Origin of the sequence: Paraburkholderia acidicola (genome assembly GCF_002362315.1) — a bacterium.
GTDB lineage: Bacteria > Pseudomonadota > Gammaproteobacteria > Burkholderiales > Burkholderiaceae > Paraburkholderia > Paraburkholderia acidicola.
Genome location: NZ_MTZV01000006.1, coordinates 867,414 through 893,665 on the forward strand (window position 1 = coordinate 867,414; position 26,252 = coordinate 893,665).

The window sequence follows — 26,252 nt, forward strand, 5'->3', positions numbered from 1 at the left end:
GATGCGTTCAACGGCTCGGCGGATCCGGATTCAACACCACCGTCTGGCCCGCGAAAATCAGATCGGGGTTCGCGTCGAAGCCGGGGTTCAACTGCAGTAGCTGTTCGAGTGCTGTCTCCACCTCGGCGTTGTGCCCTTGCGCTTCTGCGGTTGCGACCTGCCCGGCTGACAGGATTTCGCGTAGATGATCGTCGCTGATCGTCCACAGCGAATCGTCGCGTTGCACGGTGTAGGTGAGCGGGCTTGCACCGTTTGGGTTGGTCGAGCCGACATGCGAGCCGGTACCTCCGTTTGGGGTCGATCCATTGCCGGTCTTCTGGCCGCCGGGCGAAGCCGTTGGCGACGGGTTGCTCGACGAAGCGCCCGGTGATGGAGAACTCGTCGGTGAAGCACCCGTTGGTGAAGCACCCGTCGGTGAAGCACCCGTCGGTGAAGCACCCGCTGGCGACGAACCCGTCGGTGAAGCGCCAGTCGTCGGTGAAACAGGACTCGTCGGCGAACCACCCGGCGTCCCCGTGCCACCCGAACCAGGCGGCGTCGGCCGATGCTTCGCGTCCTTCTTCGCCTGGGCGAGAATCAGCCCGGCCACACCAAGCCCGATGAGCCCGAACGATGCGCCAACCGTGAGCTTCGGAATGACGCGCGGCGCTTCGACCACACCGCTCTCTTCCGATCGCGGTCCGGCCAACTCGACACGCATCGCGACGCGTGAAATCCGAACCGTCGCATACGAGACACCGAACGCGGCCGCCGCCATCGCGCCTTCCGCGATTTTCAGCCCCAGGGTCGGCGCGGTCACACCGAGGAATACCGACTGCGCGGTCAGCATCGTGTTACCCGCCGCGATTGCCGGCCAGCCCACGAGGTTCATCGTCTTGCGCACGAACGTGAGTTCGGTGAAGTTCTTGCGCGCGAGCCCGCTGATACCGCCCACCAGTTGATACGCAGTGAACAGCGTATTGCCGACCAGCAGCAGCGGCATCGACCACGTGAGCCCGCCGTGGATCGAGTTGAGCACGCCCTCGCTGTACGCGAACGCCGTCGCAAGCGACAACACCGCGCCGGTACGCGTCGCGAAGTTGGTCGGCTCGAGCGTGCCGCTCGATACCCCCGTCTGCTGATCGACGCGCGGCGACATGCTCGATGCTTCGCCCATCACGAACGTCTGCCGCGCAGCCGCGTCTTCGCCGTTGTCGACGTTCACCGGCATCAGTTGCCCCATCGCCGCCGAAGCGCGGACCTCGCCGAGCACCTGCACCGCTCCCTCCGCGCGCGCAGGATCGAGACCTGCGCTCGCGATGTTGCGTGTGAGCCGCTTCTGCTGAAGCGTCATCAGCCCACGCGACCAGCGGCCGAGCAACGACTGCTCCTGAACCACCTCGGTAGTCTTGCGGTTGAGCTGCGTGCTCGCCACTTTCAGATCCGACGCCAGCGCGCGTACGAGCAACGCGCCCGCCGTGGCGGCGGGCGTAATCAGGTCGAAGCGCAACGCGGTGATACCGAGCGCCACGATGGCGGCCGCGCTCGCGCCAAGGCTGACGACGATCGCGATGTTGCGCCGCTCGCTGGTCTCGCGTACCGAGGCACCGTTCTCGGCCTGAACACGGTCGACCCGATCGATGTCCGCCATCTTGATCAGCTGATAGGCAAGCGTCCGGCCGCCGGCCAGCGCAATGTCGTGTCCAGCCTGCATTGCGCCTTCGGTCAGCGGCGCATGGCCATGGTCTGTGCGCCACGTCTGCAGGAGCTCGAGTTCCGTCTTGTTGAACGGTCGGCCGTTGAGCATCTGCGTCGCAGCCTCGCGGCTGGTCTGCAACAGGGCTGCGTTGTGCGTGTAGACGTCATTCAGATAGCTGCCAGGCGCACCCGGCCCGCTCGTCGCGGGATCGGGTATCGCGGCACCGGTGACCGTGGGGTCCGGCGTGCTTGCCGATGGAATCCCCTGCTTGCTATCGATCATCGCAGCCAGCTTGCTGTGATCGAACGCGTCGGCGATCTCGCCATCGGTCACCGAGCCGTCGAGTACGGCCGGCGCGAGCAGACGAATCGTCTCAGGTCCTTCGTTGGCGGGATCTGCCGGCGACACGCCCGCTGCGCGCGCCTGGGTGATGATGTCCTTGCCATTCCACACGTCGGTGGGTGGGTCTCCATCAGGATGCACACCCGGATGGGCCTGCTCGTAGGCCGCCTTCCACTTCCCGAGTTGTTCCTGACGATCTTTGGGCAGCGAATCGTAATAGGCTCGCACCGCCGGATCCTGACTCGCGATCGACTGGTAACGGAACCACGCCCAGCCTCCCACGCTGCGCTCGACCACGTCATGCGCAATGCCACCTGCGTACCGGTTCAGCGTAAGCGGGTCGTTGGCCGAGAGATCGCGCAGCAATCCTTGCTCGTAGCCCCACGGTGCGCTCGCCTGGATCAGCGACTGCGAATTCACCTGGTCGCCGCCATACATGGTCCGGTGCTGCTGCAGGATGCGCATCAACGCCTCCCGCATTTGCGGGTCGAGGTGCGTGCCCTGCTTGACCGGATACCACGAGTCGTCGCTCAGTACGTGGTTCAGCAGCGGATTGCGCAGAATCCATTCGATGTCGGCGAAGTGGTTCAGTGACGGTTCCGACCAGTTGCCGAGGCCAAACATATGCGCGTGCTGGATGCTCGCCGGTTGCTGCGACGGTGCGTGATTGACGATGTCCCGGATCACGTCGTCGGTCATGACGAAGTCGGGGTCATTGAAATGCTCGAGGTAGCCGGACAGGTCGTACGGACCCGCCTGCATGAACGAGAGCATCAGCTTGTGGAAGTTCTGGCCTGCCTCCCTGCCGCGAATCGGCAGACCATCGCGGCCATGCTGGATCCAGCCCTTGTCGGCATGCACGACCATGTGCAGCCCCGACACGCGTGCTGCCTCGATGATCTCCGCACGCGCCGCCGCGACCCGCGCCACGTCCGTGCCCATCTCTCCATAGCCGACCGGATGGATCTGCTGAGGCAGCGGACGGCCACGCAACGCGGTCATCATCTCCTTCATGTCGACGTTCACTTCGCCGATCATGACCCGGTCGATCTCCGGGTAGCCGAGCGCAAGCATCGCGAGATGCGCCTGTGGCGATACGCGGTGCCCGTGGAACCGTATGTCGTTGAGCGCCATGTTTTCGACGCCGACGATGCAGGGAATGAAACGCCGTTGCTCTTCGGGTGTGAGCTTGTCGCGGTAGTTGTCGAACAGGCGGAAATCGCCGTGCAGCGACGACGCGATTTCCGCCACGCCGTGCCCCGTGTAAGGCAGCCAGTTGCCGGCGTTCCCGCGGGTCGAGTACGGCAGCGACATCAGCGTGAAGACCGGTTGCATTCCGTCGCCGAGGTCTGCCATCTGCGGACCAAGACGCATGCGGCGGGAGAATGCCCGGGCACCTGCACTACGCGGCTTGGCGAACGTCGTGAAGTGGTTGTGCACGTCGTACCAGTAGATCCGCCCGGTCGCCGGATCGAACATCGGCACCTGTGCGCGACCGAGGTTCACCATCAGATGCTTGCTCGCGAAATAGCCCGGGCCGGTTTCACCGGCATCGGCGTAGCGCTTGCCGATGGCGATCGGCGCCCGCAATGCCGCGGCGTTCACGTTGCTGTCGGGATTGTCACGGTTGCCATGTGCACGATCTTTCCATGTGGCGCCGTCGGGCAGCGGCAACTCATGTACGTTCTTGTACCAGTGCGTGGCATCGAAGGTCTCGCCTGCCTTCAGCTGATCCGGCGTCGCTTTTGTGAGCACCACGGCGTGCGCCTTGCCCTTCGGTGCTTCGCCAAGCAGTTCGTCGCGACTGCGCGCATCGGCGACATCCTTCGGACGACCGGACTGCCATTCGATGTGATTCGTGCCTGCGTGAATGATGCCGTACGCCTGCACCGATTTGAGATCGACCGTGAGCGGATTGCCCACCTTCTTCTGGTCGACGTGCAACGCATACACCCAGGTATCCTCGGGCTCGCGCAGCATCCCGTATTCGTACATCGGCAGCGCGGCCCACAAGGTCTGGTGACCGAGCACCACGTGGTCAGCGCCGGCGGCCGCACGCGGGCTGCCCGCGTTGCGCCAGACGTCTTCCTGCGCCTGCCCGCCGGGGCGCGCTTCAGGTTGCAACGCGGGCATGTCCGGACTGACCGTCTGCCGTTCGCCATTGCGGTCGCCGTATAGAGCAGCGGCGTCATGCGGATGGACTCGCGCGGGGTTGTCCGGAGCGAAGCCGAATGACGCGAAACGCGCTCGCGTGTTGGCGCGCAACGCCGCGGTTTCGTCGAACGGCTCACCCGCCGCGTTGGCAGCCTGGCGGGCCGCTTCGGTGTCTTCTCGCGCGAACAGGATCGCCAGCGAACGCAACTGATCAGCGGGCACCGGCGACGTGATGCCGAAACGCGCGGCCAGCGCCTCGTCGAGCGAAGCGTTCGCATGTTGAGTCATCGCATCGGTTGCACGTGCGCGCACCGAGATCGCCCGCAGGCGCGGCTCGGCGAGCACCGGTGCGATCGTGTCGATGAAGTGTCCGGCATGCTTCTTCTGATAGCGAGCGAGCTCATCGAGGACGCGCTCGCGCATGTGATCGCCAGCGACACTCATAATCACATTGCCATGTTCCGTGTGTGCCGAGCGCGGTCCGAGCACCTCGACACCTTCGACAGCCGGCCACGTGGCGGGATCATCGACGAACTTCTCGACCAGATAACGCGTCACCTCAGGCACGAAGCGCGGCTTCACGCCGATGTAGATCTGATCGGTCACGCTTGCGGCTGTCGGGCGCACCGCGCGATCGCGCAGGAACTGGTAGGTCGCCGTATGGGCGCTCTTGTCGCCCACGGCTCGCGCGTCGAGCGGCGCATCGGTATCCATGCGTACGCTGTCGCTGCCCTTCGCACTGCGGCTCGCGGCGAGCGCCACAAGCTTGTCCAGATACGTCTTCGGGCTGCCGATGCGCGCGCCTTTGGCGCCTAGTGCGCCGGACAGCGGACCCGCGCTGTCGCGAATCGCGGCGTCGATTGCATCGAGCGAGTTCGCATCGGTCGCCAGTACCTGGTCGAGAGCGGCATCGAGCGATGCGTTGGCTTGTTGCGCGCGCTGTGCATCGGGAATGGCGCTGCCTGGTGAGGCGGGTGAGACGGTTGCCTGCGCACTGGCGGCTTTGGCAGCGGGTGCCCGCGCACTCGGTGCGTTGGCTGCTGGTGCCTGCGCACTGGCAGTTTTGGCTGCGGGTGCTTGCGTGTGCGCGGCGTTGGCGGCCGGTGCCTGCTCCTCGGCAGCTCCCGTCGCGTTGCCACGGTTATTCGCAGCGAACCAATGCCCGACCGAAGCCGCGCCGCGGCGCCAGCGATTTCCACGTGCCGCGGCAGCTTCGACCGTACCGCGCGTGCCGTTACGCACTTCGTCGAGCAGACGCGAGGTGAGCCGCGCAGCCTCTGCTTCTGCTTGCGCTTCGTTTGCGGTGGTGGTCTGCGCAGGGCTCGAATCGTGATCGCTCGCAGCGGTTGCCGCGGTCTTTTCCGTCGTGCCGTCAGCTTGCGGCGTCGCGGGTGAGGTATCGGGTGACGTATCGAGCGCGGCGCGATCGCCCACGCCGTCCGGTTCCGTGCGACTCGCGACGAAATTGCGCAGATCGATCAGGCTCGGCGGCGAATTCCGGTAGACGTCGAACATCGCCTCTTCGTATGCGGCGAGTGCATCGGAGTCGGCCTGGAAGTACGCGAGCGCCGCGGTGTGCTCACCGATCTTCTCAACAACAACCTCGTTGGCCGCGCCATCGAGCGGATAAAGAATCGCAGCGTAACCCTGTCGATAGCTCTCGTACACGTGCTGTTCGAACGACACGTCACCGCCATCGGGCGCGCTCGCGCCGCCTGCGAGCCTGACGTTGAATAGCTCGGTCAAGCCCTCGTGCGTATCGATACCGAACCAGCCGTTCGCGCGCACCTGCTCATCCGCATTGAGCCGTGCGTTCAGATCGCGCGACCACGCAACGAACTCCGGGCTCTGCGCAAAGTGCAGCATGTCGTGCATCAGTGGCGACGAAGCGCCGACGTTCTCCGGCGCGACGGCTGCAGGCAACACGACGCGCACCTCGCGTCCGCCGATCGTCATCGTGCCGTCGACCACGGTGAAACCGGTGACCGTCTCGTCGAAAGAACCGCGGCCTTCGCTTGCCGCTTGTTCCCGTGCAGCGGCGAATGCCTGCGCGTCGAGCAACGCCACCTGGTCTTCGTTCGGCACCCGCGACGGCAGGATCAGATCACGGAAGCGCGCGTTGATTACGCGGATCGCATTCATCACGTCGTAACGCGTGATGGTCTGGCCGGCCGCGACGCCGGTCGTAGACGTGTGCGACGGTGAAGCGGTACTTTCTTTGACAGCGTCGCTGGATGCGGTATCGGAGGATTGGGCCGTTTGCGGCGCGCGCTGCGAGTCGGGAACCTGATCCGCGTCGGCACGTGTCACCGCCGACGAATCTTGCGCAGATACAACCGTCTGTTTTGCTGGCGCCTGCCGTATGCCCTGCTCCTGCTGCTCCTGCTCTTCCTGTCTGGCCCCGCCGCCTGTTCCGCGTGACTCTTCTTCGCTGTTCACGCTCTGCACACGCACAGTGCCCACAGCATTCGAACGCACGTTCTCGTCGTTGCTCTGTTCGAGAAGCGCGCGGGCACGCTGCTGACGCTCGCGCTGCTCGCCCGCATTCTGTTCGCCGACCACATCGATCGGCGCGAGCGAATCCGCATCGATGCCGCCCGTACGTTGTCCGTTTGCCGCGAGCGTGTCCTGCGTGTTCGTGAACACTGTCACGCGCGCCTGCGCCGCTTGCTCCGGTGTGGCCGGACCGGCTGCATCGCCGCGCCCGCGCGCAGCATCCGCCGCGCCCGCGCCACCCTGCTCCGCGAAATCGAGCAGCAGCTCGCGCGCGGCGGCGATGCGCGACGTATGCACGGACTCGTTATCCACGCTTGAGGTGCTTGAGGCACCGGCGCGGGTTGCACGCCAGTCCGCCGGCACGCGCGCCTGCATCGACGTGACGATGTGATCGGCGATCGCCCCGAGCAACAGATTTTCGTGCTGAGCGACGGGTTCTTCGAAGTGATTGCCCATCTGGGCAAGATACGCGTCGTGAAACTGCACGACCTGGTCGAACTGCGCCTGGGTACTCGAATACTGGCTCGGGTCATACAGCAACGTCGCAGCAGACGCCGGAACACCCGTGTTGTGGTTACCGGAAACAGCGGCTGCGCGCGGGTCGAACCTCAGGTCGCTCAGATCCTTCACGACCACATCGAGCACATGACCGCTCGCGCTGACAACGACGTCGACGTTCTGCTCGTGCAGCATCGGATGCACGTGCAGATCCATGATCATGCGCAGCAGCGTGTCGCCGATTTTCGGTGCGAGTTCCTGAGTGAGCCATTGTTGCTGCGGGGTGAGGCGGCTGTCGCTGACGTCAGTGCCGAAGAAGCGCGTGCCGAGCGGTGTATTCGCGAACTTGTCCGAAGTGAAAACATGCAGCGGCGCGACGAAGTCGCCGGCCTGGTAACCGCGTTCCGCGACCGGCATCGTGCGCCATAGCTGCGTGACAGGCCGGTTCTGGTCGCCGAGATCCAGCGACAGGCCCGCCGGTTCGCCGGCGATATCGGGGAAATCACGCGCCGCGTCCGATGCCTGCACGGCCGCTGCCACCTTGTCCGGTGCGAGTGTCTTGTCGCCGTCCGAGTAGCCGAAGATAGACCCGTCGGGCATCGAGAATTTCATTAGCTGCCAGCCGTTCTGCGTTTCAATCTGCACCGTGCGCAGCGAACTCGTCATGATGGCGGGCTCAGTGTCCGTTGGCGGACCGAATGCGTCTGTCATGCGCTTCAGGTCCGCCTCTTCCGAGTAGTGCAGCCGCACACGCACATTGCCCTCTGCGGTGCGGAACGGGCTGTCGTCTGCGTTGCCGAACACGTCGAGGCGGGCACCCTGTGCAGCAATCTGCTCGTCGCTCAGGTCCCAGTACGGCACGTCGCCGCGCCGTATCAGACGCTGAAACCAGGCCTCATTCCGGTTGGTACTCGTGATGCCAAATTCGTTCGTATCACGCGAGCCGTTGAAGCGCTGCTCGTACAGCGCGCGCTGGATTGCATAGCCGTCCCGCCGGTTCACCTCCCCGTTCAGCACGCGCAGCATGTCGCGCGCATCGAGCCTGGCAGCATCGAGCAGCCCGCTCGCCGCGCGGCTCGTGCGATCGAGACCCTCCATGTGCTGCTGACTCAATGAATCTGCCGACCCGCCGAATACGGAGTTCTGCAGGAGGGCCGGATTCGGCAGCTTCCATTCGCCGGGCAGCTCGGACCACGCCGCCTGGGCCGCCGCGGTCCCGGTTTCATCGGGCCATGTGTTGGGGCGCACACCGTCGTTCTGCTGCGCCTGTTTCGTCGCGTTCTCCACATGCTGCCAGAATGCCTGCAGCGTATCGATGTGCGGAAACATCGCCTCGTAGGTAGCTGCGTCCACCGGCGTGTCCGTCAGCGCAACGCGCGCCGGCAGTCCGCCGTCGGGAGACCCACTCAGCTCGCGCAGTGCGGCAACGAGCGCAGCATTCTGCGCAACGGTCTCGCGTCCCTTCGCGGCTCCAAGTATCAGATCGCCCGAACCGGCGATCGAAATGCCGGACGGTAGCCCCTTGTTCAGCGTCGCCACCTGTTCTACCGTGAGCGGTTCGTCGAAGCCGCTCGAGGCAGCCTCGTCACCCGCGCGCGGCAACCAGTAATGATCGCGCAGCGCGGTGATGGTCTGGCTCACACCCGCAATCGACTTCCTCCCGGTCAGCAGCGCAATCCGCACCTCGTCGTCATGACTGAGGTCGCCCAGCCGCGACAACGTAACCGCCACGTCGCCCGAATCGAGCAGACGTACGCCTGCGGGCATCCTCTCGTTGACCGCCTGCACGCGCGCCGCCCCCACGTCCGGATCGCCCGCGCGGATCCGTTCGAGCCCAATGCCCGATGCCATCAGCCCCGCCGAGCTCAGCAGGTTCAACCAGTCCTGTGTGCTTGCCTGGCCGGGTGTCGTCAGCAACTGGTAACCTTGCACGCCCATCGACGCCAGGTTCGTACCCATCGCGCCGAGCCCCGTCAACCGGAATAGCGCGGACTCCTGCATCGCGTGCAGCGCACGGGTTGTATCTACGGTTTCCAGCAGCCTGCCGTTTTGCACCAGACGATTCGTCAACAAGCGCGCGAGTCGCGAATCATCGAAGCCGCGCACAGCCCGCGTGCCCAATAGTTGCGCGTCGACCTTCGCACGCGCGAATTCGAGTGGCGTTGCATCGCGCGATACCGTCACCACCCGCGAGGCGTCGACGAACGCGCCGGAACCCACCGCGGCACGGTCCATGATCGTGCCGGTACGCGCCAGCACACCGAGTCCGCTCGCCGCACCGCCAAACGCGTTCGCGGCGAGGCTCAACCAGTTGGTCCACTTGTGCGTGCCGCCGGGCGCGCTCAACTGTTTCAGCGCGCTCACAGTGCCCATCGCGGCAGTCACCGCGAAGTACGCATCGGCGGCTTCGGACAGCGCTACCAGCCACAGCGCCGAGCCTTCCGGCACGGCGATCATGGCGACGATACCGGCGACGATCATGCCGCCCATTTCGAGGTCGTTCTTCAGGTTGTCCCAGTCGTACCAGTGCTCGTAGGGCTTGTAGTCGACGAAGTACGCGCTGCCCATCTGCACGACACCATTGGCGTCGGTGACCCAGTGCGGCTGCACGAGCATGTAGCCCTTGTCGAAACCGGTATTGGATTGCCAGTTCGAATAGCCGGTGCGCACCGTCGTGTCGGCAGGACCGACGTCGATCAACTGACCGCTGCCTGAGATGCCTTCGAGCAGTGTGAAATCGGCGGTCGCCGCCTGGTTCTCGCCCGGCGTGCGCGTGTTCCACCATTCGCCTGAGAGCGACGCGATCGTCAACGGTGCATCGCCGGAGGGGGTCATCACGCCTTCGCCGTGCATCAGGCTATCTGCGACCTGGCCGAGCGTGGTGACGCGATGGTTCTGGTCGAACACCTTGTCGTCCGGGTTGTACAGCGCGAAGTTGCCGAGTGCGAGCGCCTGCTCGTCGGCAAGCGTGTTGGGCGAATAGTCGGTCTGGAGGTTGTTGGCTTCGCCAAGCTGATTGAGGAATGCGTTGTAGCTCGTGACGACTTGCATACCGTCCTGCCACTGCAGACCGGCAAGATGATTGCCTGGCGTGACGACCGGACTACGGTCGGACGCGCTAGCCGCAGCCGCAGCGGGCGCAGCCGTGCCCGCTGCGCGCACGCTGACCGGCGTGGCCGGTTTGCCGAGATTCGAGAAGCCCGTTTCGCGTGCGATTTCGACACCGAGGTCGCTGTTCGGGTCGTCGTCGAGCATGTCCTGCGCGAGCTGCATCTGCACGCCGTGCTTCTTCAGGTCGCCGAGCCCCAGATCCTCGCCCCACACGACCGCACCGCCCTGGTCGACGATGGTCTGTGTGTTGAGCCGCGAGCTGTAGCCGACCTTGCCGAAGTTCTCGTCGCCCGTGACCATCGATTCGAGCGCCTGGCGCAATGTCGTCATGTCGGCGTTCGGTGCGCCGCCCGCTGCGACGTAGATACGCGAGACCGGCGCCAGGTCGTTTGCACTCTTCGTCCACGCGACGAGTTGCGCCGGGTCGAACGATGCGCCCTTGCCGCCCGGCGTGAACATCTGATGGATCAACATGGCGGCAAGATCCGGGCTCGTACCTTCGACGATACCGGCCAGCGTCTTCAGTTTGTCTTCGTCGCTCTTCTGGCCGAATACCGACGCGTGAATCTCCGAGAACAACTTCTGCGTGGTGGGATCGTTCGCGACACCATCGAGCAACTGCTTGTACAGCATCGTGCCCGAGTAAGCCTGCAGCCGTGTGCCTTCAGCATGCAGGCGCGCAGTCACGCTCGGGTCGCCGTCGTTGTTGACGGTACACGCCATCGGCGCGGCGGCGGCGTCCGTCACGGATTTCAGCGCCGAGGCCTGCAGACTCTGGATCGCCGGGTCGCCCATCACCTGCACATAGAGCGGATCGTTTGCAGTGAGACCGTAGATATTGCTGGTGAGCGTCTGCGCGGCCGCGACGTCGCCCGCCGTAGGGTCCGTGTCGCTGCCGGGCGCACTCTGTTGCGCGTGTTGTACCTGGGCGATGACCTGCAGCGCGTCGAGGCCGTTCTGCCACTGCGTGAAATCGGCCTGCAGCGCGGTGTATTCCGGCGAATCCTTGCCCGCGTCGGCGGCGGCCTGGAGTTGCGACGAAAGCGCGGTCATTTCCAGCGTGTTCTGCGCCTGCCACATCGTGTCCACGTAGAGCGGATTCGATTGCCAGCTGCTGTCGTCGGGTGCGTGCCCCGCGGCTGCATTGAGCGCGGCGGACAGCGCCGCGTGATACTGCTGCAACGCCGTGGCCGCAGCCTGGTTCTGCGCGGGCGTACTGTCTTTCTGACCGGCTGACTTCTGCGCCGCTACCCACGCGCTATACGCGGTGTTCACCTTGTCGATCAGCCCCGGATCGTGGCGTGCGCCCGACAGCGCATGCATGTCCGGCGTGACCTGCTGCACCATGCCGATCACGCCGGGCCCGCCGTTCGCCGCGAGATCGATGGTCGCTGGATCGATCACGTTCAACTTCTTCAACTGCGGCACAGCGTTCGCGATCGGGTCCCCGCTGGTTGGATCCTGGTAGTACGCGGACAGATTCTGTGCACCCTGCGCGGTCAGCGCCGCCTGCGCGAGCGTCACTTCGGAACTCGATGAACCACCCAGAAACGCCCGCGTCAGCACGATCGCCTCGGGCATCGTCATGCCGTCGGCGATGAGCCCCTGCAGATACTGCGCTGCGTTCGGCTGACCGGTCTGGTCCGCCATCGCCATCTTCGGCTGCAGACCACCATCGGCAATCTGACCACTTTGCAGCGCACCGGTAGCCGAGTTCATCGTGTCGGCATCAAACACCTGATCCGCGGTGACTTCACCCGACGCCTGCGCGATCAGATCCGCCGGCGCCTTCGCGGTGCCGGCATTGATGGCGCGCGCATCGGCCTGGGCCTGCACGGCAATCGCTGCCTCGGCCCACGTCTTGTCGCTGATCGGTGGATTTTTCGGGTCTGCTGCCCACGCCTTCTGTGCCGCTGCCAGCGCCTTCTGCATCGCCGCCGCATCCGGCTGCGGCCCGGAAGACGGCAACTGCGTCGCGAGAGCGGCCTGCGCAGTCGCGAGCGTGCCGGCGGCGTCGGCGGCCGGCTTGAGCACCGCCGGCTGCGCCTTGAGCCCGACGTACTGCATGAGTGTCTTGCCGAGCGCGCTGTTCGGATCCTGGTTGATGAGCGCCTGATACAGCGCAGTCGGATCGTTCAGTTGCGGGTTGTTCAGATAGGCGAGCGGCTGGAACGGATTCTGGGTCGACAGCAGACCCGCGTTCTGCTCGCGCGTCATCTGCGTCTGCCGTTGCTGCAAGGTCGTCTTCAGCGCGCTCACGACGGGCTGTGCAGCCGCGCTCTGCGGGCCACCCGCGTCATCGACGATGCGCGCAAGCGGACCGTAGTACGAGTCCATCTGCTGCAGCGTTTCCATACCGGCGAAGATGTACTGCGGCCCCTCGTTGACCAGCGAGACGATCTTGCCCTGCAGCTTCGCGTACAACGCCTGCGCGAGTTCCGGCGACGCTTTCGCGAGCGGGTCGAGCAGATTCGCGATATCGGTGAGCTGGCCCGGCGTGCCGACGGCCTCGAGATTGTGCTGCGTCGCCGACGATGCCAGCACCGCTTTCGACAGTTCCGGAAACAGCGCCGTGTTGCGATAGCTGGAGAGCGCATTGCCTTCGGCGACGAGCGTGTTCTGCGGATTGTCGCCGTGCGCGCCGGTGACGTCGGCAAGCGCGGCCTGCTGCAGCGAGACCGTGCGCGCGTCGCCCATCGCCTGCTGGTACAGCGCGCTGGTCGGCGCGGCGCCGTGCAGCAGTTGCGTCAGTGTCTGCGCCGCCTTGAGATTCGCGGCTGCGTTCGGCGTGCCGGCGCCGCGTGCGGCGTCGACCGTATCGACGATCTGCGCAGCGCGCAGCGACGTGAGGACGTCGCTGGTGGTCGGCGCGCCGGTCAGACCGGTCGCCGTGTTCGCTGCCACCACGGCCTGCTCGGCCTGCCAGCGCAGGTCGCTCTTCGACGGATCGCTCAGCCACGTCTGCGCGCCGCCCACCGGCTGGTTCGCGGCGTGGTCGAGTTCCGTCGTGAGCGACTGATCGTAGGCCTGCTGGTCCTGGGCGAGCTGTGCAGCGCTCGCGTGCGCGGCCTTGTCTTTCTGCAGCGTGGCCCACGCCGAATCCGCGAGTTTCGCGTCGCCCGCGGGCACGCCTGGCTGCTTCGACGTGACGGTTAACGCGGCGAGCGCGGCCTTGTCGTTTGCGCCGGCGAACAGATGCAGCCCGGCCACCTGCTGCGCGGCATCGTTCAACTCATTGCCGCTCGCGCCATCGGGACCGCTCTCGAGCTGGTCGCCCTTGATGGTCAGCGCCGCTTCGTCGAGCACCGTTTCGTTCTGCGCCTGACCAACGAACTGCACGCGCGCGGCGTTGACGGCTTCCTGCCAGCTCAGGCCCGCATCGAGACCGGACTGGATCGAATTGCGCGCGTCGGTGAGCGAGACGGGCGGCGCGTTCGATGTACCGGCGGCTGCGGTCGCGAGCGGACTGTTCGACAGCGCGTTCGCTGCAGCATCGAGCGTCGGGTTATCGAACTGATGCGTGAGCGCGACCTGACTCTCGGCCTCCTTGACCGGATCGACCGCGGGATTCTGCACCTGGTGATGGCTCGCGTCGTACTGCTCCTGCACCAGGATCGCGGCGCGCGCGAGCGCTTCCTGGGTCAGTTGGGCGTTTTCCTGCTGGATCTTCTGGATGGCGGCTTTGAGCGCCGCGCTGTCGTCGGGCGCGTTGTTGCCTAGTTGCTTTTGCAGTGCCTGCTTTGCCGTCGACACATCGTTCGCCGTCGGAGGTGGCGGCGGAGGCGGCGGCGTGTAGTGCATCGGCACACTTTGTCCATCCGGTCCGATCAGCATACGTCTTCTCCTGGCGGGTTCTCGGCCATCAAGAGATCAGGCTATGGGAAGCCGAATCGAGCGTCCAGACGCCAGTTTCGTAGTTTCGCGCCGCAGACCTGAGCACGCGCCGAAACGCTACGGATTTCGGCAGGACGGATGGGCGATGCGCGTCGGTCGTGCGCTCACAGCGCCGCTAGCGACGCGTTCGGGATGTCGGTCATCAGCATGTGCCCCGGACGATGCGCGATCGCAAACGGCAGCTTCGCGCTTTCCAGTGCGCTTTGCGGTGTCACGCCGCACGCCCAGAACACCGGCACCTCGTGCTCGTGGATCGACACGGCGTCGCCGTAGTCGGGACGCGACAGATCGCGAATGCCGAGCGCCGCCGGACTGCCGATATGGATCGGCGCGCCATGTACCGCCGGGAAGCGACTCGTGATCTGCACCGCGCGCACCGCGTGCGCACCGCTCATCGGCCGCATCGACACGACGAGCTTGCCGCCGAAGCGTCCCGCGCGCTGGTTGTCGATCGACGTGCGGTACATCGGCACGTTGACGCCTTCGTCGACGTGCCGCAACGGAATGTGCTCCTGCGCGAGCATCTGCTCGAACGAGAACGAACAGCCGATCGCGAACGTGACGAGATCGTCGCGCCACAATTCGCGCAGATCGACCGGTTGCTCGCACAGTTCGCCGTGGCGATAGACGTTGTAGCCGGGCACATCCGTGCGCACGTCGAGGTCCTGGCCGAGCGCGGGAATGTTCCACTGCCCCGCTTCGGTCACGCCGAGCAGCGGGCACGCGCGCGGGTTGCTCACACAGAAGCGCAGGAAGTCGCCGGCGAATTCCGCGGGAACGATCGCGAGGTTGGCTTGCGCGTAGCCGCCGCAATGGCCGGCGGTTGGGCCGGTGAAGGTTCGGGTGCGCACGCGCTGGCGAAAATCGTGTGACTCCTGTGATTGTTGTGGCTCGTGAAGCATCGGAGCGTCTCCGGGAGTGTTATTGCAGGTGCAAGGTGTTGACGGTGTTGAGCGTGTTGAGGGTCGCCATCGGACTTGAAGCCCAGCAGGCTATTTCACGCGAACGCGCGTCACGAAGTCAGCAACTGTCCCGCGAGAAACGCGAGCTGCGTCCGGCTGCTGACATTGCACTTCTGCCTGAGACGGCGCAGGTGATAGTCGACGTTGTGCGACGTCGTCTGCATCCGCAATGCGATTTCCTTGTCGGACAGGCCGGCCGCGAGAAAGCCGAGAATCCGCATCTGCACGTCCGACAGATCCTTCGCGGCGTCGCCGCGATCGAGCGCGCGCACCGTCGCCGAGCAGCGCTGATGGACCGACAGGCCAAGCACGAGCGCCTGCGCGATCACGCCATCCGTGATCCAGTCCGCGTGCAGCGTGGGCGATGCGAAGCTGACGATCGCGCGTAGCGACGTCTGCGGCACCTGGATGCCGAACATCAACCCGCAGCACGCGCCGCAGTCGCGCAACGCGTCGAATGCCGGACGGAACGATGACGGCGAGCCCGCATGCCGCCACGCATCGGTGATCGAGTGCAGGTCCCACACGAACGGCGCATTGCTCGTGAGTGCGGCTTTGAGCCGGACGTCGCGGCGATGAAACCCGGCCTCGAACCAGCCAGGTTCGAGATGCGCAGAACGATAACCATTCGCAAAGAACAGCCGGTCGATTTCTCCGTGTGCGTCGCGCCGCACCGTGACATAGGCAAGCTCGCTGAAACCAACGAGGCTTAGCATGCCGCGCACGAGCCGCGCACGTTCGTCGGCGCCCCGTGCTGAGGCGAGGTCGCCGGCAAGATGCATCTGACCGTCAGCGCCGACGTCATGGCGATCACTGCGCGCGCGCTGATCGCTGTCGTCGAAATGACGGACGTCGAGTCGCGCAGGGTCGGGCTCGGGCAACCCCGGCTCGTCGCCATCACGGCTCGCGCACATGACTGCCGTTCGCATTGCAGAATTCATTGCGTACATCGCAGACGCTCCGTTGGTTGCCATTTGCAGTTAGGGCGTATTCAGGTTATGTCCGCAACAGGCAGCGCGCCAGCAAGTAATTGCGCGCACAGGTGTCAAGTTTTTCTTAACGACGCGGCGCACATAGAGCGCACTGAAGTGCGCACGACCGATTGCGACTGTCGTTGCCCTGGCGCTTCGCGGTCCTGGTGGTCTTTGCGGTCTTCGTGGTCGATGAAAACCCTGAGGACGGTTCAGCAGATCGACCGCGGTTTAGCACCGCCGCCCCTCTAAGCAAAGACGTCGCCGCGCGTAAGCGTTTTAAGGCTGGCTCGATCCTCAGGCAAAACCGTCCACCCAGGTGAGCACTGAAGTGCTGACCCGGGTATCAAGCAAAGCAATCGAGCTGAGTTAACGCTTTAACTGCAAACGAGAATGAGTACCACGGCACTTACTCCCATCTCACGCAAGATGTATGTCGATATGAGCGAGCGATTTAACGCTTGCTCCGATCTCGTGCAATATGTTTGCGCGCGCAACCGTTATGAGGCCGCGCGTCCACGCAGTCTGCGCAGCGCGCCATGAAACCGGTACTGCAGGTGATGCAAATTCGATCGAGTGTAGCGGTGCCTTACATCGCAACAAGGCAGATACCTCGTAGCGATTCATGTGCTTTGATAGGTAGAGGCACGATCCACTACGAAACACATGGCACGCTCCGGCACCGCGCAAAACTTCACGCGCGCACGCGTCGCGCAGCCAGATAAGCAAGCTGTGCGCGGTTGTGTACGTTAAACGTGCGTTCGAGTCGATGGATGTGATAACTGACCTTGTGCAGCGACAGATTCAACGCATCGGCGATCTCCTGGTCGGACAAACCTTGCACCAACCTTTCGAGCACGGCTTCCTGTTCGTGTTCGAGTGTGATCGCGCGGCGAGCGCGTACGCGTGCCTCGAGAAACGGCTGCACGAAGCGATGCACGCTCAGGCTGACTGCGAGCGCCGCGCCCGTCACGCGGTCGTCGATCCAGTCGGAGTCGTGCATCTCCGACGTAAGCCCGACGCCGATGCGCAGTTCGAGTTGCGGCGCCGACAGGCTAAAGATCACGCCGCTGTTCATTGCATGCGCGCGCAACGATGCGGCAAGCGCACGCGTGCGGCGGTCGCCGCTTCGCTGCGCCTCCTCCTCGATAGAGTCGAGCCGCCATGCCACTGGAAAGCCGCTTTGCAGCACATTGGCGAAGCGCGGGTCGGCTTCGTGCCACGCGCCTTCGAAGTACGGCTGGACCGACGACACCGGCACGAGATCCCGCAGCAGATGCGCGTGCAGCAGCCGCTGGCCAATCATTTCGTACGCGCCGTAGTTGAGCGTATTGAAGCCCGCGCGTCGCATCTGCGCGCGACAGTCGTCGAGATCGAATTCGAACAGGTCGGATTTGCCGACGTTGTCGCGCCATGCGGTAAGAACAGCAGTGTCCCCGCGTGCAGGCACGGGTTCATCCAGAACGTGGGACGCGGGGCGAACGCGCTGCGCGAGCACATCGGTGTGCGAAAACCAGTCGAGTACAGGTGTGCCTTCACACAGGGGCATCAGGGGTCCTTTGTTCTGCCAGGCGATTCTTTTTGAGCCCCGATATGCTCTGGTCCGTTAGTGTTCTTCTTCTTTTTCTTCGCGAGTCCGCTTGAGTTAGCTCGCGTTTTGATATTACGATATGTTACTTGAGTGGTCCGTGACATGTACACCGTCCGCCGCTCGAATGTTTCTTCGCAATTTCTCCAATTGCTTCTTTTTTGTCGTTGCGTATTCGCGCGTGAGGGCCTGGTTCAGCAGCCTGTTGCCATCGTCCGTCTGTGCGAAATCCTGCGATGTTGAGTCAAGGACCGTCTCCATGCCCGACCTCGCTTTGTGCGAAAGCCCGTCTGCCGATCAAATCTTCGACGACACGCCGAATACGTTCGCCGTGCACGGCGACGCAACGCATACGCGCCAGATTCCCGTCGTGCGTTTCAACGACGCGAAGCAGGTTTTCATCGAACAGAAAGATTCGCCGCGGCTCGGCGTCGCCGAGATGCTCGCGAGCGCGCAGAGCGAAGCGGAACGCGCACGTATCGTGGCGAGTCTGGTTCGCTTGACCGGCTTTTCGACGTTCGCGTACTTCGCGCTCGAGTACACGCACGAGTGTGTGCAACGACTCTTCGTCCACGATACGTTCGCGCCAGCCAATTATCGCGGCGAGTACGTCGAGCGCCGCTACTTCGACGTCGACCCGCGTACGTTCGGCGCGCGCATGTGCAACGTGCCGATGGTGTGGGACCTGCGCAAATTGCGGCAACAGCATGGCGACCGCGATACGGTGTCGGCCGCCGACCGCGAAGCGCTCGACGACTTCCTGCAAACCATGCGCAGCGATGGCATGTGCAGCGGCATCATGTATTCGATGGGGATTCCGGGCACGCGTCTGCATGCTTTCATGAGCTTTACTGCGCCACGCCTGAACCGCGACTGGATCACACCCACTACGGTCGAACAGGCGTTATCGATCGGACTGTCGGTGCACAAGTTCAGCTCGCCGAAACTGATCGCCAGCGCGCGCGAGCACTCGGTCAACGGGCTCACCGCGTTCGAGCAGAGACTGCTGACCGGCATTGCCGAAGGCGCGTCCGACAAGGAAATCGGCAAGCGGCTCGACACCAGTCCACACAACGTCGACTATCACCTGCGCAAACTGCGCAAGCGTTTCGGCGTATCGAACCGGATCGAGCTGACCTATCTGACGTCGAAGCTGGAACTGATCTGACGGTTGGTGGTTTGGGGCACGCGCGCGGCGTGCCCCTTCTTCCCTCGCCGGCACGCAAAGTGCGCCGGCATCCTGCCATCAACCCGCCGGCAAACCGCGTTTGCGTAACATCGGCGCGGCTTGCGGATCGCGACCGCGAAACGCGCGGAATGCGGCGCGCTGTTCACGACTGTCGCCAGCGCTGTAGATATAGCGTTGCAGTTTGTCGGCCAGCACCGGATCGAATGCGTCGCCGGCTTCTTCGAACGCATCGAATGCTTCTGCCTCCAGCACTTCCGCCCACATATAGACGTAGTAACCAGCCGCATAACTGTCGCCGCTAAAAATATGAGCGAAGTGCGGCAGGCGGTGACGCAGACCCACTTCGCGCGGCACTTGCAGACGCTCGCGCTCCTGCGCTTCGAAACTCGCGATGTCGATAGCGGCCGGGTCGTCGTGCGAATGCAGCGCCATGTCGATCAGCGCCGACGACGTATAGGCGACTGTCTCGAAGCCCAGATTGAAGGTTTGCGACGCGCGAATACGTTCGATCAACGCCGCGGGAATCGGCTCGCCGGTCGTGACGTGGCGCGCATGCTTTGCCAGCACGTCGGGCACGGTGGCCCAGTTCTCCATCAATTGCGACGGCAGTTCCACATAGTCTTGCGGCACCCAGGTACCGGACAGACGGGAGTAGCTCACGCTGGACAGCAATCCATGCAGGCCGTGACCGAATTCGTGGAACAGCGTACGCACATCATCGAAGCTGAGCAGCGTCGGCCCATCGCCGCCGCGCGCGAAGTTGTTGTTGTTCACCACGATCGGTGTCGCCGCACCGCCGTTGCGCGTCTGCTTGCGATACACGCTCATCCACGCGCCACCCTTCTTGTTGGGCCGCGCGAAGTTGTCGGCGAGGAACACGCCCACCTGCTCGTCGCCGCGCTGCACTTCCCACAGCCGGACATCCGGGTGATACAGCGGGATGCCGGTTTGCTCGACGAAACGCACACCGAACAGACGCCCGGCGCAATCGAACATCGCCCCGATCATCGCGTCCAGACTGAAGTACGGTTTGACCTCGGCATCGTCGAGCGTGTAGCGCGCCATGCGCACTTTCTCGGCGAGGAAGTACCAGTCCCACGGTTCGATATCGGTCGGTTCGCCCAGTGCCGCGGCTTGCGCGACCAGCGCCTGCCGCTCCTGCTCGGCACTCGCTTTGGCGGGCTCCCACACCTGACTGAACAGGTCGTGCACGGCCGCGGGCTTGCCGGCCATGCGGTCAGCAAGCGCGTAATCGGCGAAGCTGTCGTAGCCGAGCAGGCGTGCCTGCTCCTGGCGCAACATCAGGATCTCGCGGGCCAGCGGCCGGTTGTCGCGCCCTGGCGTTTCGCCACGGCTCGTCCATGCACGCCATGCGGTCTCGCGCAAATCACGGCGCGTCGAGCGTGTGAGAAACGGCACCACCAGCGAGCGCGACAACGTAATCACGTAGCCATCTACACCGCGCTCTTGCGCTGCATTCCGCGCCGCGGCGCGCAGAAAGTCGGGTAGCCCGGCCAGATCGGCTTCGGTTTTCAACGGCAACTGGTAGCTCGATTCGTCGGCCAGCACGTTCTGCGAGAACTGCGTGTAGAGATCGGCGAGCCGCTCCGCGATCGCCGCAAAACGCGCGCGCGGCGCGCCTTGCAACGTAGCGCCGGTGCGCACGAAATCGGTATGCAGACGTTGCAGCAGGCGCTGCTGTTCTTCGTTCAGTTCAAGCTGCGACGCCTGACCGTGAACCGCATCGAGTCGCGCGAAGAAAGCGGCATGCATCGAGACCTTGCTGTCATGCGCGGCCAGCAGCGGCGCCATTTCGCGTTCCACCGCCTGCAGCGCGGGCGGCGACTCGGACAAGCAGAGGTTTTCGAAAGCGAGGCGCACACGGGCAAGCCGCGCACCCGCAGCGTCGAACGCGGCCACGGTGTTCTCAAACGTGGGTGCTTCCGGATGTGCGGCCAGTGCATCGATTTCGGCCAGATGTTCGGCGAACAATGTGACAAAAGCCGGGGCAAAATGTTCAGGCTTGATCTGCGCGAACGGCGGCAACTGGTAAGGCGTTTGCCAGTCCTGTAACAGCGGGTTGCTGTGCTCGGTCATCTCGATCTGCCTTGTGGGCGTCAGGGTGGAGGGAACGCACATGATAAGGCACGGCGGTCGCGCGCCCTGGGAGCCATGTCGCAGAGCCAGTGGCGCTTTACCCCGCTTGACCGGATCGGCCATAGAATGTGAGCGGGTGCTTCTACCCACACCTATTCGCACCTAACCGGAGAAAACTCATGACACGTACGATGATCGCCGTGCTGCTCGTTCTGACCGCTGGCCTCGCGGCCTGCAACACGATTGCCGGTGCCGGTCAGGATCTCTCCAGCGGTGGCCAGGCTATTTCCAACGCGGCGGACAAGGCGAAGTAACCCATCAGGCCAGCGTGCCCCGCAGTACTCACTCAGGCAGAACCGGCTCATGACTTCCGCGCTGCCCCCAGCCAGCGTACTCGCCGATTTTCATCCGGCGGTCGCTGGCTGGTTTCTCAAGACGTTCGCGGCGCCGACCGATGCGCAGGTTGCGGCGTGGCCGTCGATCCGCAGCGGCCGCTCGACGCTGGTCGCCGCGCCAACCGGTTCCGGCAAGACACTGACCGCCTTTCTGTCGGCGCTCGACGAACTGGTCCGCGACGGCCTCGCGCACGGCGGCACGTTGCCCGACGAAACGCTGGTGGTCTATGTGTCGCCGCTCAAGGCACTATCGAACGACATTCGTTTGAATCTGCAGATACCGCTCGAAGGCATCGCCGCCGAACTCGCGCAACGCGGGCTACCGGCGCTAGACATCCGTACCGCCGTGCGCACCGGCGACACCACGCAACAGGAGCGCACCGCCCTGCGCAAACGCGCGCCGCACATCCTCGTGACGACGCCCGAATCGCTCTACGTGTTGCTTGGTTCCGCGTCGGGACGTCGGATGCTCGCGAGCACGCGCACGGTGATCGTCGATGAAATCCACGCGATTGCGGGCACCAAACGCGGTAGTCATCTTGCGCTCAGCCTCGAGCGGCTCGACGCGCTGTGCGGTCGGCGTCTGCCGCGTATCGGCCTGTCGGCCACACAGAAACCAATCGGACTGGTGGCGCGGTTTCTGGTCGGCGGTGCGAGTCTCGACAGCGACGCAGCACCCGATTGCGCGATCGTAGACGTCGGTCATGCACGCAAGCGCGATCTCGCGCTCGAACTTCCGCCGGTCCCGCTCGAAGCGGTGATGGCCAACGAGGTATGGGAGCGCGTCTACGACCGGCTCGCCGAACTCGTGGCGCAGCATCGCACGACGCTCGTCTTCGTCAACACGCGAAGGATGGCCGAACGTGCGGCGCGGTATCTGACCGAACGCCTCGGCAAGGATGCCGTAGCCGCTCACCACGGCAGCCTCGCGAAAGAACTGCGCTTCGACGCCGAACAGCGTTTGAAACGCGGCGACTTGCGGGTATTGATCGCGACGGCGTCGCTGGAACTCGGCATCGATATCGGCGATGTCGATCTGGTCTGTCAGCTCGGTTCGCCGCGCGCCATTGCTCCATTCCTGCAACGTGTCGGGCGCTCAGGGCACCAGGTCGGCGGGATGCCGAAGGGGCGACTGTTTCCGACCTCGCGCGACGATCTGCTCGAATGTGCGGCGCTGCTCGATTGCGTGCGGCGCGGTGAGCTCGACGCCTTGCAGATTCCGCGTGCGCCGCTCGATGTACTCGCGCAGCAGATCGTCGCCGAAGTATCGAATGACGAGTGGCGCGAGGATGCGCTGTTCGATCTCATTCGCAGCGCTGCGCCATATGCGGACCTCGCGCGCGACCAGTACGATGCCGTGCTGCGCATGCTCGCCGAAGGTTATACGAGCCGCCACGGGCCGCGTGCTGCCTACCTGCATCGCGATGCGGTGAACGGCACCCTGCGCGGACGGCGCGGTGGCAAGCTGGTCGCCGTGACATCGGGCGGCACGATACCCGAGAACGCCGACTACGCGGTCTTGCTCGAACCGCAGGGCGTGAACATCGGCACAGTCAACGAAGACTTCGCGGTGGAAAGTCTCGCCGGCGACGTGTTTCAGCTCGGCAATGCGTCGTACCGGATCCTGCGTGTCGAGACTGGCCGGGTGCGCGTCGTCGATGCTGAAGGGCAACCGCCGAATATTCCGTTCTGGCTCGGTGAAGCACCGGGGCGCAGCGACGAACTATCGCTCGGCGTCGCGCGGCTGCGGGCGCAGATCGATACGCTGCTGGGCGGCGGCAGCGGCGACAACGGCACGGTGCGCGAGGACGCAACGAATAACGTCAACCGCGCCATCGCCTGGCTGACCGACGAGCTGAACCTGTCCGAACCTGCCGCGCGGCAAATCGCCGAATACCTCGCGCGCGCCCGCGCCGCCCTCACCGTATTACCGACGCAGAACACGCTCGTGATGGAGCGCTTCTTCGACGAATCGGGCGGCACGCAGCTTGTCATTCACGCACCGTTCGGCAGCCGGCTCAATCGCGCGTGGGGTCTCGCCCTGCGCAAGCGCTTCTGCCGCACGTTCAACTTCGAACTACAGGCCGCCGCCACCGAAGACGCGATCATCCTGTCGCTGACCGGCAGCCACAGCTTCGCCCTCGACGAAGTGTGGCGCTACCTGCATTCGAATACCGCGCAACACATCCTGATTCAGGCGCTGCTCGATGCGCCGCTCTTCGGTGTGCGCTGGCGCTGGAATGCAACGACCGCGCTCGCGTTGCCGCGCTATACCGGTGGCCGCAAGACCGCACCGCAACTGCAACGTATGCGCAGCGAAGATCTGCTCGCGACGGTGTTTCCGGATCAGGTGGCGTGCCTTGAGAACATCGTCGGCGAGCGCGAGTTGCCGGTTCATCCGCTCGTCGATCAAACCGTCGACGACTGCCTGCACGAAGCAATGGATACCGACGGCTGGCTGCATCTGCTGCGCAGGATCGAGCGCGGTGAAGTCACGCTTGTCACACGCGAACTGCCTGCACCGTCGCCGCTCGCCGCCGAAATTCTCAGCGCGAAACCGTATGCGTTCCTTGACGATGCACCGATCGAGGAACGTCGCACGCAAGCCGTACTGAACCGCCGCTGGACCGACCCGGAATCCGCCGACGATCTCGGCGCACTCGACGCCGATGCGATTGCGAGCGTGTGCGAGGAAGCGTGGCCGCAAGCACGCGATGCCGACGAAATGCACGAAGCACTGACCGGTCTCGCCTGTATAACAGACGCAGAAGCCGAAGCGCAGCGCAACGACGGCTGGCCGCAATGGCTCGACGCACTGGCCAAAGCAGGCCGCGCGACGCGCATGCAGATCGCGCAGCACGACACGTTATGGGTCGCGGCTGAACGCCTCGCGTGTCTGCGCGCGATCTACCCGGTCGCGCCGATCGAGCCCGTCATCGAACCGCCGAAAGGCTACGCCGACCCGTGGACCGAAGACGATGCGATCGTCGACGTCGTGCGCGCGAGGCTCACCGGCTTCGGTCCGCTCTCCGTACCCGCGATCGCGCGGCCGTTGGCACTGCCTGCATCGGCGGTCGCGCTCGCACTGACGCGGCTCGAGTCCGAAGGCTACGTGATGCGCGGCCGCTTTACGCCCGGCACACGTGAAGAGGAATGGTGCGAACGACATCTGCTTGCGCGCATTCATCGCTACACAGTGCGCCGGTTGCGGCGCGAAATCGAACCGGTCGAGCGACACGACTTCATGCGCTTCCTGTTCGAATGGCAGCACGTGAGCCCGTCCACACGCGGCGAAGGCCGCGATGCGCTTGCCGCGATACTCGACCAGCTCGAAGGCTTTCAGGCAGCGGCCGGTGCATGGGAAGACGACATCCTGCCCGCGCGGTTGAAGGACTATTCGATCACGTCACTCGACGAACTGTGCCGCTCGGGCAAGATCGTCTGGACCCGGCTCACCGAGCGCTCGCGTGCGGCCGCCGGGCCAGTGCGCAGCACGCCGATCGTGCTGTTGCCGCGACGCGACGTGGCTGTATGGAGTGCGCTGCTCGATCTGTCCAAGCCCATCGATTTGTCGCCGCGTGCGCAGCACGTTCACGATGCGCTGGCACGACATGGCGCGATGTTCTTCGACGAACTGCTGGCCGATGTGCACGGGCTGCGGATCGAACTCGAAAACGCGCTCGGCGAACTCGTCGCGGCCGGCCTCGTGAACTCGGACAGCTTCGCGGGATTGCGCGCGCTGCTCAAGCCGGTGGCGAAACGCAATGCGTACTACGGTAGTCGACGTGGCCGGGTTGGCGCGCTGATTGGTGGAATGGACGACGCGGGACGCTGGGCGCTGCTGCGGCGGCCCGTGACCGACTCAACCGCAAACGCAAACGCGGACGCAGACTCTGCAGCAACGCCGAACACGCGCCGCCCGCGGATCGCACCCGAGGTGCTCGAACACATCGCGATGGCACTGCTACGCCGCTACGGTGTCGTGTTCTGGCGCCTGCTCGAACGCGAAGCGGACTGGCTACCGCCGTGGCGCGATCTGCTGCGTGTGTTCCAGCGGCTCGAAGCGCGCGGCCAGGTGCGCGGCGGCCGCTTCGTCAACGGCCCGTCGGGCGAACAGTTCGCGTTACCCGAAGCGATTCCGCTGCTGCGCGAAATGCGCCATCACGCGAACGACGGACACTACGTGTGCGTCGCCGCAACCGATCCATTGAACCTGCTGGGCACCATGCTGCCCGGCGACAAGGTGCCGGCCGTCGCCGGCAACCGCGTGCTGTTTCGCGACGGTGTGCCGGTCGCGACGCTGGTCGCCAGCGAATTCATCTGGCTGCACGATCCGGACAGCGCCGCGAAGAGCGAGATGCGCACGCAGCTGACGCGGCGCTATTGAGGCATTGCTATGCGCGCCGCATGCCTCGATCACAACGACGTCGAGGTCAGCACCGACCAACCGATGGTTGCGACCACAAGTACTTCCCCCAGGTACTTGCCACGAAGTTGTTGCGCTGAGGTTGCGCGCTGAGTAGCCGACGTTAAATATTCGCCTGTCCGACAACTAATGCACAACGAAACTTAAATTGTTCTTACAAGAGCGTAAGGAATAACGAAGGTGCGCGCCGGCAAAGGCTTTCAATCACGATCGGTCGAACTGACCGTAAGTTTCGCAGGGTTCGAGAAAACTACCGCATTCGCATAACGGGGAGAAATTACCCCTAAATCCGCGCCAACGATCCACTACGCACAAGTGCCGGCGTTAGCTATGCGATTGCGCATACTCCTGTTGTGTCCACAACCAGGTCCGCTGAAACAAATCGTTACATACCTGAAACATCTGGCGCTCTACTGTCGGATCACTCGCAACGAACTCGCATAGGTCCGCA

General features: G+C 64.4%; 8 protein-coding genes. 3 read left to right on the forward strand and 5 right to left on the reverse strand.

Translation table 11 applies throughout. The features are described from left to right. Nucleotides 1-7: 7 nt before the first annotated feature. The 4 genes from BWP39_RS22735 to BWP39_RS22750 form a co-directional block, all read right to left on the reverse strand. Entirely contained in the window at nt 8-14,113 is a 14,106-nt protein-coding gene (locus BWP39_RS22735) for an LWXIA domain-containing protein (protein ID WP_096724305.1), read from the reverse strand. Nucleotides 14,114-14,277: 164 nt separating this feature from the next. Beyond that, nucleotides 14,278-15,075, reverse strand: coding sequence for a putative hydro-lyase (locus tag BWP39_RS22740; protein WP_096724307.1), 798 nt, complete (start codon nt 15,073-15,075; stop codon nt 14,278-14,280). A gap of 110 nt (nt 15,076-15,185) precedes the next feature. Beyond that, complete coding sequence (locus BWP39_RS22745; RefSeq protein ID WP_170043892.1) at nt 15,186-16,064, reverse strand: helix-turn-helix transcriptional regulator; 879 nt, start codon at nt 16,062-16,064, stop codon at nt 15,186-15,188. 736 nt (nt 16,065-16,800) lie between these two features. Next, the gene (locus BWP39_RS22750) at nt 16,801-17,655 is read right to left on the reverse strand and encodes a helix-turn-helix transcriptional regulator (RefSeq protein WP_096724311.1); all 855 of its coding nucleotides are present in this window, start codon (nt 17,653-17,655) and stop codon (nt 16,801-16,803) included. A 298-nt stretch (nt 17,656-17,953) separates the two neighbouring features. Between BWP39_RS22750 and BWP39_RS22760 the strand changes: the two genes are divergently transcribed. Beyond that, the gene (locus BWP39_RS22760) at nt 17,954-18,862 is read left to right on the forward strand and encodes a helix-turn-helix transcriptional regulator (protein ID WP_096724315.1); all 909 of its coding nucleotides are present in this window, start codon (nt 17,954-17,956) and stop codon (nt 18,860-18,862) included. Between the two features lie 78 nt (nt 18,863-18,940). Here BWP39_RS22760 and BWP39_RS22765 read toward each other — a convergent pair whose 3' ends face one another. Next, nucleotides 18,941-20,980 (reverse strand): M3 family metallopeptidase, encoded by a 2,040-nt coding sequence (locus BWP39_RS22765; protein ID WP_096724318.1) that lies wholly within the window; start codon nt 20,978-20,980, stop codon nt 18,941-18,943. A gap of 179 nt (nt 20,981-21,159) precedes the next feature. On the opposite strand from BWP39_RS22765, the gene BWP39_RS22770 reads away from it, so the two are divergent. Together BWP39_RS22770 and BWP39_RS22775 are read left to right on the forward strand one after the other, a co-directional pair. Beyond that, a complete protein-coding gene (locus BWP39_RS22770; RefSeq protein WP_096724320.1) occupies nt 21,160-21,294 on the forward strand; it encodes an entericidin A/B family lipoprotein in 135 nt (44 codons plus the stop codon). Nucleotides 21,295-21,343: 49 nt separating this feature from the next. Beyond that, complete coding sequence (locus BWP39_RS22775; protein WP_096724322.1) at nt 21,344-25,762, forward strand: DEAD/DEAH box helicase; 4,419 nt, start codon at nt 21,344-21,346, stop codon at nt 25,760-25,762. Nucleotides 25,763-26,252: the final 490 nt, after the last annotated feature.

What these genes read in the sequence shown, in the direction of transcription:
- BWP39_RS22735 (WP_096724305.1), bottom strand. Translation starts at nt 14,113, where the DNA reads ATGCTGATCGGACCGGATGGACAAAGTGTGCCGATGCACTACACGCCG.
- BWP39_RS22740 (WP_096724307.1), bottom strand. Translation starts at nt 15,075, where the DNA reads ATGCTTCACGAGCCACAACAATCACAGGAGTCACACGATTTTCGCCAG.
- BWP39_RS22745 (WP_170043892.1), bottom strand. Translation starts at nt 16,064, where the DNA reads ATGCGAACGGCAGTCATGTGCGCGAGCCGTGATGGCGACGAGCCGGGG.
- BWP39_RS22750 (WP_096724311.1), bottom strand. Translation starts at nt 17,655, where the DNA reads ATGCCCCTGTGTGAAGGCACACCTGTACTCGACTGGTTTTCGCACACC.
- BWP39_RS22760 (WP_096724315.1), top strand. Translation starts at nt 17,954, where the DNA reads ATGCCCGACCTCGCTTTGTGCGAAAGCCCGTCTGCCGATCAAATCTTC.
- BWP39_RS22765 (WP_096724318.1), bottom strand. Translation starts at nt 20,980, where the DNA reads ATGACCGAGCACAGCAACCCGCTGTTACAGGACTGGCAAACGCCTTAC.
- BWP39_RS22770 (WP_096724320.1), top strand. Translation starts at nt 21,160, where the DNA reads ATGACACGTACGATGATCGCCGTGCTGCTCGTTCTGACCGCTGGCCTC.
- BWP39_RS22775 (WP_096724322.1), top strand. Translation starts at nt 21,344, where the DNA reads ATGACTTCCGCGCTGCCCCCAGCCAGCGTACTCGCCGATTTTCATCCG.